This is a genomic window from Bradyrhizobium sp. BLXBL-03, assembly GCF_051853015.1.
In the GTDB taxonomy this organism is placed as follows: Bacteria; Pseudomonadota; Alphaproteobacteria; order Rhizobiales; family Xanthobacteraceae; genus Bradyrhizobium; species Bradyrhizobium manausense.
In genome coordinates, this window is record NZ_CP182470.1 from 6502069 (window position 1) to 6517803 (window position 15735).

14 protein-coding genes and 1 pseudogene are annotated in these 15735 nt (G+C 58.9%); 6 read left to right on the plus strand and 9 right to left on the minus strand.

Annotation, left to right across the window (positions count from 1 at the left end; all coding sequences use genetic code 11):
• Nucleotides 1-16: 16 nt before the first annotated feature.
• Nucleotides 17-583 carry a dTDP-4-dehydrorhamnose 3,5-epimerase gene (gene rfbC / locus ACNJX9_RS31080; protein ID WP_439405768.1) on the minus strand — a complete coding sequence of 189 codons (567 nt, stop codon included), beginning with the start codon at nt 581-583 and terminating at the stop codon, nt 17-19.
• 92 nt (nt 584-675) lie between these two features.
• Between rfbC and ACNJX9_RS31085 the strand changes: the two are divergent.
• The 3 genes and pseudogenes from ACNJX9_RS31085 to ACNJX9_RS31095 all read left to right on the plus strand — a co-directional run.
• Nucleotides 676-810, plus strand: a pseudogene (locus ACNJX9_RS31085) (glucose-1-phosphate thymidylyltransferase); the annotation flags it as partial.
• 98 nt (nt 811-908) lie between these two features.
• A complete protein-coding gene (gene rfbB, locus ACNJX9_RS31090) occupies nt 909-1976 on the plus strand; it encodes a dTDP-glucose 4,6-dehydratase (protein ID WP_439405770.1) in 1068 nt (355 codons plus the stop codon).
• A 791-nt stretch (nt 1977-2767) separates the two neighbouring features.
• Nucleotides 2768-2986: a hypothetical protein gene (locus tag ACNJX9_RS31095; RefSeq protein WP_057741228.1), complete on the plus strand. Its 219-nt coding sequence runs from the start codon at nt 2768-2770 to the stop codon at nt 2984-2986.
• Between the two features lie 1363 nt (nt 2987-4349).
• Here ACNJX9_RS31095 and ACNJX9_RS31100 read toward each other — a convergent pair.
• Nucleotides 4350-4688 carry a hypothetical protein gene (locus ACNJX9_RS31100; RefSeq protein WP_205668189.1) on the minus strand — a complete coding sequence of 113 codons (339 nt, stop codon included), beginning with the start codon at nt 4686-4688 and terminating at the stop codon, nt 4350-4352.
• Between the two features lie 480 nt (nt 4689-5168).
• Here ACNJX9_RS31100 and ACNJX9_RS31105 point away from each other — a divergent pair, with 480 nt between their 5' ends.
• The gene (locus tag ACNJX9_RS31105) at nt 5169-5513 is read left to right on the plus strand and encodes a hypothetical protein (protein WP_439405773.1); all 345 of its coding nucleotides are present in this window, start codon (nt 5169-5171) and stop codon (nt 5511-5513) included.
• Nucleotides 5514-5585: 72 nt separating this feature from the next.
• Here the strand turns inward: ACNJX9_RS31105 and ACNJX9_RS31110 are convergent, their stop codons facing one another.
• Nucleotides 5586-5987: a c-type cytochrome gene (locus tag ACNJX9_RS31110; protein ID WP_439405775.1), complete on the minus strand. Its 402-nt coding sequence runs from the start codon at nt 5985-5987 to the stop codon at nt 5586-5588.
• A gap of 293 nt (nt 5988-6280) precedes the next feature.
• On the opposite strand from ACNJX9_RS31110, the gene ACNJX9_RS31115 reads away from it, so the two are divergent.
• On the plus strand, nt 6281-6472 hold the full coding sequence (locus ACNJX9_RS31115) for a CsbD family protein (RefSeq protein WP_057741240.1): 192 nt from the start codon (nt 6281-6283) through the stop codon (nt 6470-6472).
• Between the two features lie 672 nt (nt 6473-7144).
• On the opposite strand, the gene tnpC is transcribed toward ACNJX9_RS31115, so the two are convergent.
• The 3 genes from tnpC to tnpA form a co-directional block, all read right to left on the minus strand.
• Nucleotides 7145-8737, minus strand: coding sequence for an IS66 family transposase (tnpC, locus tag ACNJX9_RS31120; protein WP_439410154.1), 1593 nt, complete (start codon nt 8735-8737; stop codon nt 7145-7147).
• 85 nt (nt 8738-8822) lie between these two features.
• Nucleotides 8823-9179, minus strand: coding sequence for an IS66 family insertion sequence element accessory protein TnpB (gene tnpB, locus ACNJX9_RS31125; RefSeq protein ID WP_439405777.1), 357 nt, complete (start codon nt 9177-9179; stop codon nt 8823-8825).
• Nucleotides 9176-9577 (minus strand): IS66-like element accessory protein TnpA, encoded by a 402-nt coding sequence (gene tnpA / locus ACNJX9_RS31130; RefSeq protein ID WP_439405779.1) that lies wholly within the window; start codon nt 9575-9577, stop codon nt 9176-9178. The genes tnpB and tnpA overlap by 4 nt, the downstream gene beginning before the upstream one ends.
• Nucleotides 9578-10892: 1315 nt before the next feature.
• On the opposite strand from tnpA, the gene ACNJX9_RS31135 reads away from it, so the two are divergent.
• Nucleotides 10893-11072 (plus strand): hypothetical protein, encoded by a 180-nt coding sequence (locus ACNJX9_RS31135; RefSeq protein WP_439405781.1) that lies wholly within the window; start codon nt 10893-10895, stop codon nt 11070-11072.
• A 532-nt stretch (nt 11073-11604) separates the two neighbouring features.
• On the opposite strand, the gene ACNJX9_RS31140 is transcribed toward ACNJX9_RS31135, so the two are convergent.
• The 3 genes from ACNJX9_RS31140 to ACNJX9_RS31150 all read right to left on the minus strand — a co-directional run bounded on the left by ACNJX9_RS31140 (nt 11605) and on the right by ACNJX9_RS31150 (nt 13990).
• Nucleotides 11605-12758, minus strand: a protein-coding gene (locus ACNJX9_RS31140; RefSeq protein WP_439405783.1) for an IS3 family transposase whose coding sequence is annotated in 2 segments (ribosomal slippage) — nt 11605-12509 and nt 12509-12758 — 1155 coding nt in all. Because the reading frame shifts where the segments join, the coding sequence is not laid out codon by codon here.
• Between the two features lie 560 nt (nt 12759-13318).
• Nucleotides 13319-13465, minus strand: a complete 147-nt coding sequence (locus ACNJX9_RS31145; RefSeq protein ID WP_439405784.1) for a type II toxin-antitoxin system VapB family antitoxin — start codon at nt 13463-13465, stop codon at nt 13319-13321.
• A 252-nt stretch (nt 13466-13717) separates the two neighbouring features.
• Complete coding sequence (locus ACNJX9_RS31150; RefSeq protein WP_439405786.1) at nt 13718-13990, minus strand: hypothetical protein; 273 nt, start codon at nt 13988-13990, stop codon at nt 13718-13720.
• Between the last annotated feature and the right edge of the window lie 1745 nt (nt 13991-15735).

A 15735-nucleotide genomic window follows, 5' to 3' on the forward strand; every position in this document is an offset into this window, starting at 1 on the left:
GGGCGGAATGCAGCTGTCAGGATTCGCGCCAAGCTTGTCCATACACAGGAAGATTTTTGACTTCCGACAACAGCGGCGCGTCGGCATCCTTGGGCGACAGCGAGGGGCTTTCGACGCCCCACTTGATCCCGATCGCCGGATCGTTCCAGCGAATGGAGATTTCGTCTTTCGGGCTGTAAAGATCGTCGCACTTGTAAAAAAAGTCGGCGGTCTCGGACAGGACCACGAAACCGTGAGCGAAGCCGCGCGGCACCCACAATTGCCGGCGGTTTTCTTCGCTCAATTCGACGGCCACATGCCGCCCGAACGTCGAACTGCCAACTCGGACGTCAACGGCGACGTCGAGAACCTTACCACGCAGGACCGTGACCAGCTTCCCTTGTGTGTTCGGATTTTGCAAATGCAGGCCGCGCAAGACCCCGTGCGCAGACCGAGACATATTGTCTTGTATGAAGGGCCGCTCAATACCGGCGTCCGCGTATCGTCGGATCTGGTAGGTCTCCAGGAAAAACCCTCGTTGGTCGCCGAAAAGCTTGGGTTCCAGAATAAGGACTTCAGGTATATCAGTCGCAACAACATTCATCCTCAAACCCCTTGAGGCGGGACAGCATGAAATGTTGAACTTTTATAACGCCATCTGTTACCATTTCAAATGGATTAAATGATGCGGCGGCTATGAATGGGATCAATCTCGCAGACGGTACGGGCTCGCGGCTTTAACATCCGGTGACGACGGTGGTTTCGAAACACTTGCTCCCGGTCTTCAAACCGATGCTTTATTACTCGCGATCGCTTCTGATGCTCGAAGGAAGATTGCCGAGAAGTCGGCCAAGAGCAGCTACGGCGAAAAATATTTAAGATCGGCGGCGCGCGCTCCTCGCCCGCTAAACCATGACCGGAGACCGAGCATGCGGTTCAAAGGCTCCACGATCTTCGTCACCGGCGGCGCCGGCTTCATCGGCTCGGCCGTGGTGCGGCACCTCTTGCGCGATACCCAAGCGCGGGTGGTGAACATCGACAAGTTGACGTACGCTGCCAATCTCGAGTCCCTGCCCGGCGCGACAGGAAATCCGCACTACGCATTCGAGCAGCAGTGCATCTGCGACAGCGTGGGTCTTCGAAAACTGTTCGACAAGTACCAGCCGGACGCAGTGATGAACCTCGCCGCAGAAAGCCACGTCGACCGCTCGATCGACGGCCCCGGCGAGTTCATCCAGACCAACATAGTCGGCACCTTCACCATGCTCCAGGAGGCGGTGCGCCACTGGCGCAGCCTCGCCGGCGAGAAGCGGGAGCGCTTTCGCTTCCTGCACATCTCGACCGACGAGGTGTTTGGCTCGCTTGGCGCCGAGGGCTTGTTCACCGAAACCAGCCCCTACGCGCCGAACTCGCCCTATTCAGCCAGCAAGGCATCGTCGGACCATCTGGTACGCGCCTGGCGGGAGACGTATGAGCTGCCCACCTTGGTGACCAACTGCTCCAACAATTACGGGCCCTATCATTTTCCCGAAAAGCTGATTCCTCATATGATCATCAGGGGATTGGCCCGCGATCCTCTTCCCGTTTATGGCGATGGTCAAAATGTCCGCGATTGGCTCTATGTCGAGGACCATGCCAAAGCGTTGACGCTGGTACTGGAACAAGGCCAGATCGGCGAAACGTACAACATTGGTGGTCGCAACGAGCGCACTAACCTGCATGTCGTCCGGACAATTTGCGATCTACTCGATGATCTTGCTCCGAATGAAAGTGGCTCGCATCATCAGCTTATTTCCTTCGTGAGCGATCGCCCCGGGCACGATCGTCGCTACGCCATTGACGCCTCGAAGCTTGAGCGAGAACTTGGTTGGCGCGCCGGCGAGTCTTTCGAAAGCGGTATTCAAAAGACTGTACGTTGGTACATCGAGAACAAGCCATGGTGGCGAAGTATTCTGAACAGAGGCTATCAAGCTCAGCGGCTTGGAGCTACTGGCTGACGAAACGCGCGTGACGAGTGGCTCGCCTAGGCAGGACGACCAATGCCTCTCGGCGTAGGGCTAACAGACGCGAAGATGTCCTCCCGTTTCGAGGGCAAACAAACGCCATTGCTCCGGCCAAGCCTTCATCCCACCCAAATATGACAAGGTCAGCGGGACGGCCTCGGAGCTCTCCGGCCAGCTGAAACGTTAATTCGGAAAGTTGTTCCGCGTACGCGAGCTCCGTGCGGAAGCCCTCCTGAATAAGAATTCCTAAAACGATTAAGTCGAGGGACTAGGCGCGGGAGCCCCGGCCCTTTCCAAGACCGGGCACTCACCCTGCGATTATTTATCAGTTTTAATCCGTTTAGATTAATGGTATTTAAATGCGAGTCAACAAGGAAAGGGTAGACGCTGTGCCTTCTGAAAACAAAGGCGGTCTGAAGTTCTTGAAGACTTGCGGAAAATTCGCCGCGGTCACGTCGCCAGGCCATGTGTGCCAGCGGCGTCGGTGTCCATGACTTTCCAGCGAAGATCTCGCAAACCCGATCGTTGCAAGCAACCAGATGCACTAATTTCAGTATGCCAATGAACGCCCGAATGAGTCCTTCATTGTCTGCCGAGTTGTCATTCTCAAAGAGCCGTTGATCCGCATGCCTTCAGCCACATTTCGCGATCCTTCCGCTTCGCCAGGCTCTTCGACAGGTAGCCTTACAAAAATGCGCAGGTCGTCCCGGAAAAAGGCAATAAATCGTGGTGCCGATTGCGCGGAAGGTCGATGCCGGCTTGGGGCAAAGCCGGAGGAACGGCTAATGCCAAACACTCTCCAGGAGCAATTGGAGCGGGTTGAACGCGAAATTCTACTGTACTTAGAATTTGATGAGATCGAAAAAGCGCGGTTTGATCGCGAATCTTATTTATGGACGGCCGAAGATCGTATCGAGTGGCAAGAAATACAAATAGGGAATGCTGAACAACTCCGTCGATTGCTCAGAGAGCGTGAAGCCTTGCGTAGGAACCTGAGCCCATAATGGAGGCGAACGCCGGTGAGCGGTCAATAGTTTCCCATAGACCGAACAATTGCAGAGCAAATCGGCGAAGCTGGGCACGCTGCAGAATTCCCGCAGGAAAACGAAACTGGCCTCTCATTTCCGAAAGAAGCGCCGGCAGAGGCGTAGCAAGATTCATATTGCGTTCGTCCGGGGACAGGCTTGTTTGATCTGCAAGACATGCCCCTCGGACGCTGACCACCTCAAGTTCGGATAACCATGAGCGCTCGGGCGCAAAGTCACCGACGAATTTACTATTCCTTTGCAGGACCAAAATTGCACTGACGCCGCTCCGATCTGATCCCGAATCAGAAGCATCCGGATCATCAACTCGTGATCGATCGAGGGCCGGCCAATTGGGATTGCTGCCCAGCCTCACCCCTTATCATCCCAAACTGCAGTCACCCGATCGAGCTCGTCATGGAGACGCTTTTGCAGTCAGGGCTTTACCGGCTTCGCTCCCAGGGGCGTCTGCCGTACGCATCACGATCCCAGGGGCGGGCCGTCGTTGGGGCTTTGTCGTCCTCTGCGGCTTTTGCGCGATCGGCTTTGACTTGTTCTCGATCGGTCAGAGGAGGCTTGGTGGAGGGCACGCCCGTCTGCGCCAAAGCCGGAGCCATGGTGAGAAGCGCAACGATGGTAATGAGCTTTGTCATCCCCGCCTTTAACACGGCTGCGGGGACGTGTCCGATTTAGTTGCCGCCCCTCATCGAGGAAATAGCCGGGCGTCTGAAGGATCCCCGTTGCTGCGTCGAGGCGGCGCCGAAGCCGGCGAGACTGACGATAGCGGGTGGCTTAGCCCGCGGCATCTGCGGCCGCTCAACACGCCTTCGGCTGCATCGGTCACTCCAGATGGGGATGCAGGCGCCCGGGCTTTAAGCGACAGTGTCGCCATGGTCGAGGATGCCATCCGCGACTGCTCGCGACGCAAAGAGCGCAGCCTCGATCCTTTCCTCGGCTTCCGGCACAAGCTTGATCGCGGCCGCGTTCATCGGCCGGACCGGCTACGGCATCGAGATTGCCTCGCGTTATTGCGATATCGCGCTTCGCCGTCTCAAGGCGGTGTGCGGCCAGAGACAATGCTTTCATCGACAGGAGAGACGTTCGAACAAGCAGCCTCCCGGCTGCCAAGGAAGAGGCGGCCTAGGCAAGCTGCGAAGGCAAGAGAGTTCGGCCGGCGCCGATGCAATGCCGGCCGGAGCTTACTCCGATCGAAGCTGCGTACTCGCTGAGCGGCTGGCCGCTGGATGTCCGATGTCCGATGTCCGCTCGACTCCCAACAGCGGCGAGAAAGCGGACATTTCGCAAGGTCGCTGAAGGAGCGTTTCCAGACTACCACGCGCCTCTAAATCATACTGCCCGGCATGAAACAGCGAATAGTCGGATGGCCGTCCTCATAGTAGGGCCAGACAACCGTTCTCCCGAAGCGGTTGGGTCCCTTCACGACCGCAACGTCCGGAACGTCAATCCACTCGTTCGCAAGAAAGACTTGGAAATGCCCGTTCTGGCTTCGCCAATCTGTGTCCCGCAAAGTATTTCCGTCGGAGAGAGCGCAGCAGGCCTCTCCTCCTTCGGATTTCAATTGCTCGAACCATTTGTGCATTTCCGGATCGACCTGCGCGTATTTGCCTTCTGGATCGCGAGCCGCCACGGGGGCGGACATCAGCAGCAATGCCACCATCATCGATCTTACGGTGTGGGTATTCTGTAACCGAGCTCTCATAAGAGCCCCCCTGCTCAAAATTCAATTGTTTGAACGCGATCACGCCGAGTAATAAACTCGCCTCCGGGGCAATGAGAACGGAGGGAAATGCATCAACGACATCTCCCGGAGACGGGGCGCTCGGGCCCAAATATTCCCTATTCCAACTGAACGGGTTGACAGTCAGTAGGCCTGATCGCCCGCCCCATCACAACTAGAAGAAATGATGGAGCCTCGAAACGTAGCAATGGTTTTCCGCCAGTTCAACCTGAAGTCAGTTCGGCGCGGCTACGGCCTTCTGTGGAAGTGCAACGACGCTGACCTTTCTCAACGCAATTGAACCTTTGCGGAATGCCTCGGACCAACAGTTAAGCAGTTCACATGGTTTCAAGTAGACCAAGATTAGGATGAATATGAAATTTGTGGTGGGAATATCTTCTAATCCAAGAGAGGGGAAATCCCATGAAGAGAATGTTTCTGATGGTGACCGCCATTTCGATCATTGGAAGCGTGGCCGTCAATCACGCCAACGGATGCGCACTACAGCGCCCAACTTTTGAAGTTACCGGTTTCCCGATCTCCGGGCATCAAGTAGCGGTGCTGGGCTCGGCCCAGGTGGAGGAGAGTGCGGCCGCACCGACGCTCATGTTGGGCGGGATGCCGGCTTCTCCCAGTCAGATCGAGATTCTGACGAGACCCCCAAAAACAAGAAAAATTGTCGAGGCTTCAGCAGATACCAGTCTGCTCACCGTTGGCGTGGCGAGACCGAGCAGAAGCGCTGGAGAGGCACCGTGTGGCTCGGAGTGATCCCGCGGACGACGTGGCATCTTGCGCCCGCTTTCGGCGGGCTTTTTTTGCGCTTGCACGTGATTGACAGCCCTATTGGGATCGCATCGATCGGAGAAAAAGCATGATCTTCTTTCGATCCTCAACGGACGAAAGACCTCCGTAGGGAACCATTTTGTTCCCAGGAACGACCTCATCTGGATTGGCTATGAAGCGCGCGAGTTTTGCTTCATCCCAGATGAAATCACTGTTCCTCATCGCTGCCGAGTAATTGTACTCCGGCAGCGATCCCGCTTTCCTTCCAATGATCTGGTGCAAGTTAGGACCAAGACGATTGTCGTCCTTTTGGATCGAATGGCAAGTTCGACAAGCGTTGTTGAACACCTGTTGCTCTGCGCCTTTCGAGAGAACGTCCTGAGCCAAAGGTGAGGACGACGGTACCAGGTACAACATTGCGCTCAATATCACGAGGCCGAGCCGGCCGATACGCTTCATGCCAACCTCCCGTCGCCTGCGAAGGGCGACTGAAACCGCCGCCTGAGTCGTTCCAGCTGATACCGGAAGTCCAGCCTCAACCGGCCATCCGCCTCCAGTTGGCTCTGTGTCAATCTCGGTTTTGACCCGACACCGCGCGCTTCCGCTCAAGCCTGTTGAGCGGATGTGTCAGCGCTGTCAATATCCGAACGGGTTAGATCAGAAGCTTTCGTGAGCAAGATTGCCCGGTCTCATGGGAACAGGCTGCAAACGCGTTTGTTGTTGCGTCTTAAGGTACGTGAGAGGAGACGATTATGGACCGAGAACATGTAAAGGGCGTTGCCGACAAAGCAAAAGGCGCCATCAAAGAAGGTGCCGGTAAGCTCACTGGCGACAAGGACATGGAGGCCGAAGGTAAAATCGATAAGGCTAAGGGATCTGCCCACAATGCCGCTGGAGATGTGAAGGACGCCGCGCGGGACGCCGCTGACGCCCTCAAGAAATAAGGAGAAAGAAGCCACAATTAGCCGCCTCCGGGCGGCCTTTTCTTTTCGTTCGACACTACGAAGGGGTGGGGAAATGGCCTCACGACCCGCCGCGATCGCCGGGACGTGTCGCTGGATAAGGACGCGCTTGTTCCAGATTTAACCTCTGGCGGCGACATCAAGCTTAATCCGCGTCTTCGATTGCACCGAAGTTAGATGGCGGTAGCCTTTCGATTACCGGACATTGCCCTTAGTCCGGTCCCACTGGCGAGGCCGCCGCGCCATTATATTCGACGCGGCGGCCTCCCTTTAAACGCCTTAAGATGAGCTTCATTTGGTAAATGGCCCTACGGCAACCGGCTCGATCTCGTTGAGATGCGACGACAGATCACGACCTTGCGCTCGCAACGCTCTGATAGTCTTGTCGTCACATCGCGACTGAATCGCTTTTTCGTTAGGATCGCTTTTCTCGCAGAGCGAAAAGACGCGGCGAACGCCCGACATCGGCGCGAACGCCTTCCAGACGGCCGCCTATACTGTCAGCAGCGATCCTGATTGCCGGGGCCCGACAGCGCGCTGCTGACCCAGCGCAGCCGCCACGACAATCTGTGCCCGATGCTGTGACGTGGTTCACAGTGCTATCGTAACCGTCCGGTGAGGGCCGCGGGATGATCGCGTGGCGCGGTGGCCCGATCAGGCCGCAGACTGAACGGGGGTTCTGTTCCAATCCCAAGGCAGCAGCTCATTGAGCTGACCTTGAGGGGTGCTGGCGATGCGGGCCAAGACGTCCGCCAGCCAGGCTTGCGGATCGACGTCATTGAGCTTTGCCGTCATGATTAGCGTCGCCATGGTGGCGGCGCGGTCGGCACCACGTTCGGAGCCGGCGAAGAGCCATGACTTGCGGCCGAGGGCAAAGCCGCGCAGCGCGCGCTCCGCCGCATTGTTTGTCAGGCAGATCCGCCCATCATCGATGAAGCGAGCAAACCGGTCCCAGCGGCGCAGCATGTAGTCGATTGGCTTGGCGACCGCGGACGAGTTTGACAGCCGGGCACGCTGCTCGCGGAGCCATGCTTCCAATGCCGTCAAAGGCGGAGCGCTTTGCTCCTTGCGCATGCGCAGACGCTCTTCGGCGCTTTGGCCGTTGATGCTGCGCTCAATATCGAACAGCGCATCGAAGCGCTTGACCGCCTCCAGGGCAATCGGCGAGATCGCTGCGGCATTCTTGTCGCGCCTCGCATTGGCCGCGATGTCCGCCAGCTCGAAGAACTGGCGCCTGGCGTGGGCCCAACAGAGTGCGGACGTGATCGGCCCCTGCGCGCGCGAGGCGTCATACAGCTCGTTGTAGCCGCTATAGGCGTCGGCCTGCAGGATGCCGGAGAAGCTTTGGAGATGCCGTGTGGGATGCTCCTGCCGCCGGTCGCGCGAGGCGTAATAGAGCGCGGCCGGCGGCGCCCGTCCGCCAAACGGCCGATCGTCGCGAACGTAGGTCCAGATATGTCCCTTGACCGTCTGGCCCTTGGCCAGGATCGGCACCGTGGTGTCATCGCCATGCAGTCGCTCGGCGGAGAGGACGTGATGCTCGATCAGCCGATAAAGCGGCTGCAGGGCCACCGCACAGGCGCCGACCTGGTCAGCCAGTGTCGACAGACTCAGATCGATGCCCTCCCGGGCGTAGCGCTCGCTCTGCCGATTCAAGGGCTGATGCTGGCTGAACTTCTCGAACAGGATCATGGCCAGCAGGTTCGGCCCGGCAAAGCCGCGCGGCGTCACGTGGAAGGGGGCTGGCGGCTGGGTGATCGTCTCGCAGTCCCGGCACGAGAACTTCTCGCGCACCGTCTGGATCACCTTCCACTGCCGGGGAACGACCTCCAGCGTCTCGGTAATGTCTTCGCCCAGCTTTGATAGCTTCGATGAGCCACAGCAAGGGCAGCTCTGCGGTGCGGCGATCACGACCCGCTCGCGCGGTAAATGTTCGGGGAACGGTTTGCGCGACGGACGCTTGCGCTGGAAGGATTGTACCGTCTGTGTCTTGGCCGCCGCCCTCTCGGCCGCCAGCTCGTCTTCGGTTGCGGTTGCTTCCAACTCTTCGAGCTCGAGCTCCATCTGCTCCAAGAGCCGTGCCTTGCGCTCCGAGCGGCTGCCGTAAATCTGGCGACGCAGCTTCTCGATCTCGAGCTTGAGGTAACTGATCAGGGCCTCGGCCGCCTTCGCGTCGGCAGCTTCTGCTTTGGCGCTCGCCGCAACCGCTTCCGCTTCCAGGCGCGCGGCGCGCTCCGCGAGGATCATCGCATGCGCGGCGGCCAGATCGGTGGGGAGCGATTCAGATGTGGTCACGATGTTGATGGAATCACATCCATCACGATCCGCAAGCTCAAAGCCTCATCCGACCGACGTCGGTCGCCACGTCTCCTGTGGGTGCCGCCAGTCGATTCCGGACAAAGAGATAACCGAGCTGCGCCGACGAGATCGTCACCACACCCTCGGTCGGGCTCGGCCAGATGAAGCGGCCGCGCTCAAGGCGTTTTGTGAACAGGCAGGCGCCCTGGCCGTCATGCCAGATCACCTTCAGCAGGTTGCCACGGCGACCGCGAAAGCAAAACAGGTGGCCGCCCAGCGGGTCGCGATGCAAGATCTCCTGAACCTGCAACGCCAGCGACGGAAAGCCCTTCCGCATGTCGGTATGGCCGGTCGCAAGCCATACCCGCACGCCGGCCGGCAACGGGATCATCGCGGCCGTCCATCAGTCAGCGCCGCCACGACTGCGCTTAGCGTCGCCGCGTCAACCGCACCGGTGATCCGCATCCGAGCGCCGGCAGCGAACTCAATCTCGATCGCACCGCAACTTCCCGAGGGCGCCGCCAACGGTTGCCGGTCTGGCGCCATGGAGACTGCCGCAAAACGGACCTCATCGTCCTGCCGCTGCATCGGCTCGGGCCCGCAAGCGAGGACGCCGGTCCGCGCCTGCCGCCGCCAAGCCGTAACCAAATTGCGGTGAACGTCATGTCGTCGAGCAACTTCGACAACACTCGCCCCAGGAGCCAGACTCTCCTCCACGATCCGAAGCTTCTCGGCACTCGTCCACCGCCGTCGCCGCTCAGGACCGGACAGAACCGTAACCGTCGTCACGTTTGCTCATTTGCTTGCGAATTAATGCGCAAACCATCTCACGCCCGTACCCGATCCGGGAAGGCGGCCTCCACCGGAGGCGTACGTGCTATCGCAGATCAAGCCAAAGATGATGACGCGCAACGAAGCGCAATTCTGAATAGGAAGCCGCCGGAGGCGGACGCGACCAGCGTGCTTCCCGTCGTTGCAAGATTGCGTTGAGCAGAACGAGACAGGTCGGCAACTGAGGCGGCCGCTTTCTTAGAAGCTACTCTGAATGACCGAATAAGCGAGAGCCGCCGAAAAAACGCTTAACCCAACGATAGCGACTTTGAAAACGAGGACGGCAGTCATGCTGTGCCTCCGTGTTTGCAAATCACCTTTAATCGTACGCCTTCATAGGGAGTTTGCAAGCAACCGCAGATTCTGCGGAGATGGGGCAGCAACCTGGAACGATAGATTGGGCCGCGCAACTGAGGCGAGAGGTCTACAATCCGATCGTACGCTGTAGATGGCGAAGCACCGACAAGGTGCTGTCGGTGTAATGGCGCTCGTTCCAACGCGTATCTGCCTCGTACGCAAGGAATGCGGCAATGATGATGGCAAATCCGATCCTGCCCATGAAAATATCCGTCGCGATCTAAATAATTCCAACATAGCGCGGAAGACGAAGAATGGGTTGCCCGTTAGGACGACGCTTTCAAAAAATTTTCGCGTATCAGATTGAGCTGGGGTGAAAGTCTCTTAAGGGATGCAAAAGACGGCGCCCGGACACGTTCACTGGAGCACCCGATCGTTTAACCGGACTCGCAGGCTGGTTCCATTTTTGGAACCTGTCAGTGTGCACGATGAGCACGCCGTTGAACTACTAGCCGCACGCCATTGCTTCCGATTCCAGACTCAGGCTTCTTCATCGAGCCGGAATTGCCTCAACGGGGACCAAAGTGCACGGCGAAGCCGTCGTTTGCTGCCAAGCCAGAACGCTGATAGCGCTTTTTCCGGTGGCTGAAGGATGCGAGCTAAAGCTCTACGAATGTGCCGGCTGTGCTAGCAGCTTGTGGCTAATCACTAGAGCATCGACACCAAAGCGCGGCAAAAAAGAAGCGCAGCTTATGACAATCGACGCTGCGCTAAATGTCGCTGCCCCCGGGGTACGATTGCCGAAGAAACCTGTGAGGCGGGGAATAGGGTTCGTGGCGACCCTCCGACATGGCAAAGCGGCAGGACGAGAAGGCCGGCGCACGATATATTTCGTGATTGGAACCGATTAACTTGTTTTAATTTATGTAGCTGAGGTATTTAATATCTGCCGCCTAGCAATCATAGGGTGGTTCCCATGACTTCGGAAGACGAAGATCGGCGTGAGTTTTTGAAGACTTGCGGAAAATTCGCAGCGGCCACACCGCCTGCCATGACCATGCTGCTGTCGACCTCCCTCATGTCAAACGCAATTGCGCACTCCGGAGTTGGAGGCGTCCGGCACGAGCACCACGAACACCATCACCACCGCGACTAGCGACAGGTGATCTTTCTGAAGGGACATGAGGCCCCCTTGCAGGGCGGCCTCAATCCATTGGGCCAAATTCTCTCACGGCCCTCTTCGCGATCTCGTCCGGGTCATGAGTGCCCGCGGCGTCGATCTCGATTACCTTCCGCGCGACTATCTCGCTGATCGGATCGTTGCGATTGACCAAATCTAGTGATTTCAACGTGGCAGCGAACGCCTGACGGAGTCGTTCAGCGTCTCCCGAGCTGGCATTCCCCAATAGCCGATTGATCGGCATAGCTTCTAGCCCCGTTAGCCACCCCTCATTTTAGGGAGGCTCGCCAAGCGGGATGCTAGCAAGCATTTCAGGTATTTTACAAATGCAATTTGGAAACTTCAGCCCGAGCAATGGTAGACTGCGGCGGAAGACACGGAAGACCGGCAACTCTTTGCGGAGTGTAGATTTTTCCCGATGCCCTTCCCCTAGAGGGCGGCGACCCTAATCGGCCCCAGCTTCATCCCCCGCCCGGAGTGAGCTGCTGCCGGTTTGATGGACACCGGGTTAAGCTAATCCCACCTTGCGCTCGAACTCAACCGGGCTGACGTAGCCGATCGTCGAGTGCCTGCGGATCGTGTTGTAGAATCTCTCGATGTAGTCGAACACATCGGCGCGCGCCTCGTCTCTGGTCCTGTAGGTTTTGGCTTCCGTCCGTTCGGTCTTGAGCGAGGAGAAGAAGCTCTCCATCGCAGCGTTGTCCCACACGTTGCCGGAACGGCTCATGCTGCAGACAATGCCGTGGTCGGTCATCAAGCGCTGGAACTGCTCGCTGGTGTACTGGCTGCCCTGGTCGGAGTGATGCAAGAGCGCATCCGGCTTGCCGCGTCGCCAGACTGCCATCAACAATGCGTCCGTTACCAGCTGTGCCGTCATGGTGGCACTCATCGACCAGCCCACCACCCGACGCGAGAACAGGTCGATCACCGCCGCCACATAGAGCCAGCCCTCGGTCGTCCAGAGATAGGTGAAGTCGGCGATCCACTTCTGGTTCGGCCGCTCGGCAACGAACTGCCTGTCCAGCAGGTTCGCCGGCACCGTCTCGAGCTGTCGATCGCCGCTGTCTTTCGGCAACCGCCGCCTGCGCGGCCGTGCCCGCAGGCCCTGCAGGCGCATCAGCCGTTCGATCCGGTGTAGGCCACAGTCCGCCCCCTCGGCGAGCACATCGCGCCAGACACGGCGCGCGCCATAGGTGCGGTCGCTCGCCATGAAGCTGGCCTTCACCTTGTCGCCGAGATCCTCGTCGCTGCGGGATCTGGCGCTGGGCGAGCGGTTCAGCCAGGCATGGAAGCCGGACCGCGACACTCCCAGCGCATCGCATAGCCATGCCACCGGCCAGATCGCCCGGTGCTTCGCGATGAAGACGAACTTCATGTCGCTTCCTTCGCGAAGAAGGCTGCGGCCTTTTTTAGGATATCCCGCTCAGCCTTCAGCTTGGCGACCTCACGGCGCAACCGATCGATCTCCTGCTGCTCGGGTTTCAACTGCCCATGGCCGGGGAAGGCCTGTGTCCGGTCGGAGCCGAACTCCTTGATCCACTTGCGCAGGACATTCTCGTGCACGTCCAGGTCACGGCTGGCTTGTGCCACCGACACCCCGCGTTCCCTGACCAGCTTGGCCGCCTCGACCTTGAACTCGCGACTGAACTTCCGTCTCTTCATCGCCAACCTCCGGCTCGATAAAACACCTAATCTCGGTGTCCATCAAACCGGCAGCAGCTCAGAGCTCATCCTATTTGCCAATGAATGGTCCCACTTCGCTCTGCTTGCGTCGGAAGTCGAGCGGAGGTCATGGGAGATAGCAGAGCAGATCGCGTGCCCACCCGCCATTCTACTCATCGCGCCGCCCGGAAACACCTATCAACAATTGGAAACAGAGTTACTGGTGCTTACAGGCGGAGTCGACGTGAGCTGCCGATTTTTCCCAAAAAAACAATATTGTTGCAGATGCGCACCAATTCAGAGGGCTCCCCAACAGCTTCTCACAATCCGTAAAGCTATGTCAGCGAGTTATGCCTTCGTCGTTTGACATTGCCGGCCTGTCCTGCACCAGCAATGGGGAAGAAGCTAGAACGGTCCTGCACCCGTTGGGGGAGTAAACTCTACTCCGGTTTAGCGCTGAGCGATCGGATGGCGCGCTTGCGCTGTGTGAAGGCGGCCCATTGCGCAGGATCGCGATCAGCGCGGAGGTATCGATGATCATCGTGACAACCCCCTGCTCATCATAGAGCAGGCAAAGATCGATACGGCTCCTTGAGTCGCTTGGCGCAATCCTGGCCGATCTTCAGCAAACGATCCGATAAGCGCAAGCCCTGTTCGCGGCGGACCCGCTCCAAGCGCTCGCGAACAGCGAGCGTCACTGCGGCCATCAGAGACTCTCCCGTGCGCTCCGCAAGCTCGGTCGCACTTTGCCTGCATCGCAGGACTGGCTGGCCCTCCTCAGGTGAGCCGCCCGCTACGACATCCGGTCCAATCCTGTTGGCGGTCGCCTATCGGCTGGCGCGACGACCGCGCGAGCCATACGGACGCAGGGCGGCCTCCAGAATGGCGCCAGGCGGACTCGACATTGATGTCGGCTTCGCCTCGCACCGATGACGGCCAGGCAGAAGAAGCCAGGCGCTTTAATCGAGGAAATAGCCGTGTGTTTGAAGGATCACCGTCGCTGCATCGAGGCGGCGGCGAATCCTGCGGGACTGCAGATAGCGGTTGGCATAGCCAGCTGCAAAGCCAAAGGTGAGAAACAGATGGAGAGTATCTCGAGCAAGTTTTCGCTCATGGTCTTGCGCCGCGCCTCCCATATCAGCCAAGCTGAGCCTCGCCATCAACAGCGCCGACTTCAAATCCCCGCATGTCTGGAGCTCGGTCGGCGGCCCCATCCGATGTGACAAAGCCATGATTTGTTTCGGGGAGGCTAGTTGATGGTCCTGATGGCAACCTTACAATCGCCGCCTGGAAGATGCGGGCCCAGACCTCGCCATCGGGCCCGCCGACGGACCCTTGACGGGAACATCACCCAATGAGGCGCGCAAGAGCAGTGCCCTCCCTCGACGCGGTGGGCCGGCAGCTCTTACAGGACCCGCCGTAGCGCGCCTCTTGGTCGAGAGAACGGCCTTGGCTTACTTTTGATCCACGTTGCTGGTCCCGGAGCCGGGAGTGCCGATCGGCAGGCCGTTCGCCGCGTGCCCGACGCCGACGCCTGGTGCGCTGACAGCACCCGGAGTTTGGTCTTGGGGAAGCGTCTTGACCCCCGTCCTTGCCTGCTCGGCGGGGCTCATCTGTTGGCCGTTGACGCCATTCGAGCCGTTTGTTGCTGTGATACCAGATCGATCAGTGCCACTTTGCGTGGTCTGACTGGAGCCGGTCGCGGGCGCCGTCCCATTTGGCGTCGGCGGCTGGACGTTCGGATTGGTGGGAGAGTTGTTGGTGTGCACGCCCGTGGTGGTCGCGTTCGTGCCCATACCGGATGGCGCTGAGGGACCGCCGTTCGCACTGCTAGATGTGCCCGTCCCTGCGCCTGAACTGGCGGCTGACCCGGCCGCGCCACCTGCGCCTCCGCCGGCACCACCCCCACCTCCGCCACCACCGCCTTGAGCGAGGACCGGGGCGGCGACGACGAGAGACAACGCGGTAGCAAGAAGAAGAGACTTTCGGTTCATTGACCTTCTCCCATGGAAAAGAGGTCAACCGCGCGAAAGTGGCGATAGTTCCTGTCCAACCGGCCATTGAACCTTTGTGAAAGGCGCGATCAATTCCCTGCTTGCAGGGAATTTTACAGGGACAACCCGCGCGAATGCCGGCCCCCCGCACAGTGAAAACAAACGAAAACGCCCCCGATTCAATCGTCTCGCGATGGGGGGCCCCAACACCGAACAGGGAAATTCCGCAGGCGAACAGGGATTTGGCGCGCCGTGAGCAGGGAACGCACACAGGAGCTAACGAACTGTTTCGTTAGGTGTCGTTTCCTTTTGCTGACATGCGGCGCAGCGACGGCATTCATCGTGAGGACGATCAGCCGACTAATCGCACACGACGCAAACGAAACGACGCTACGGCTCTGGATGAGATCAGGCCCTGGCGAATCCACATCCAGAACCACAACGGCTCCTGAGCGCACGTGCCGCGTTCGTGGGATCTGTTGTGTCTAATGCTGCGGCATAGCTTGTCAAATATCGCCAGCCACCATGACGAAGGCGGGTCGCTCGCGAAGAATCTTTGGTGCGCTGTGCGAGACCAGATGACGGCGCTTGTGCGGATAGCCCGCACCTGGGAACAGTCCTTACATCGATAAATCGACGCCATCTTCGGCCGCCGCGCAAATCCAACACGCCACCACGTGTTAGAAATGCGCTACCGGACAAGTACGGGTGAGTCGGAATCCAATGGTCTGGTTGGCGAGCCATTGTTAGGCTCAGCGCTATGCGAATCTTTTGATAAAGGGCCATCGATGCCAAGGCGCGTAGATCCCCTATGGGGGCGGATCGGCATGGTGCGGCTTAAACCCGCGCAGATTTTTTCGCTCACTGATGCGCAATTTTACGAGCTCATCCAAGCCACGCCGCTTGTCCTCGGAGCCGCCCAAGAAAGCGAGTGTCGCGCCTGGCTCAACGAGATCGGCAAAGCCCTGCGCAGAGACCAGCTC

Excerpts from the sequence above, each read along its gene's own strand:
- tnpB (WP_439405777.1), bottom strand. The coding sequence starts at position 9,179 with ATGATCCCGTTGCCGGCCGGCGTGCGGGTATGGCTTGCGACCGGCCAT.
- rfbB (WP_439405770.1), top strand. The coding sequence starts at position 909 with ATGCGGTTCAAAGGCTCCACGATCTTCGTCACCGGCGGCGCCGGCTTC.
- ACNJX9_RS31105 (WP_439405773.1), top strand. The coding sequence starts at position 5,169 with ATGAAGAGAATGTTTCTGATGGTGACCGCCATTTCGATCATTGGAAGC.
- ACNJX9_RS31095 (WP_057741228.1), top strand. The coding sequence starts at position 2,768 with ATGCCAAACACTCTCCAGGAGCAATTGGAGCGGGTTGAACGCGAAATT.
- tnpC (WP_439410154.1), bottom strand. The coding sequence starts at position 8,737 with ATGATCCTCGCGGAGCGCGCCGCGCGCCTGGAAGCGGAAGCGGTTGCG.
- rfbC (WP_439405768.1), bottom strand. The coding sequence starts at position 583 with ATGAATGTTGTTGCGACTGATATACCTGAAGTCCTTATTCTGGAACCC.
- ACNJX9_RS31110 (WP_439405775.1), bottom strand. The coding sequence starts at position 5,987 with ATGAAGCGTATCGGCCGGCTCGGCCTCGTGATATTGAGCGCAATGTTG.
- ACNJX9_RS31150 (WP_439405786.1), bottom strand. The coding sequence starts at position 13,990 with ATGGCTTTGTCACATCGGATGGGGCCGCCGACCGAGCTCCAGACATGC.
- ACNJX9_RS31135 (WP_439405781.1), top strand. The coding sequence starts at position 10,893 with ATGACTTCGGAAGACGAAGATCGGCGTGAGTTTTTGAAGACTTGCGGA.
- ACNJX9_RS31145 (WP_439405784.1), bottom strand. The coding sequence starts at position 13,465 with ATGGCCGCAGTGACGCTCGCTGTTCGCGAGCGCTTGGAGCGGGTCCGC.
- ACNJX9_RS31100 (WP_205668189.1), bottom strand. The coding sequence starts at position 4,688 with ATGATGGTGGCATTGCTGCTGATGTCCGCCCCCGTGGCGGCTCGCGAT.
- ACNJX9_RS31115 (WP_057741240.1), top strand. The coding sequence starts at position 6,281 with ATGGACCGAGAACATGTAAAGGGCGTTGCCGACAAAGCAAAAGGCGCC.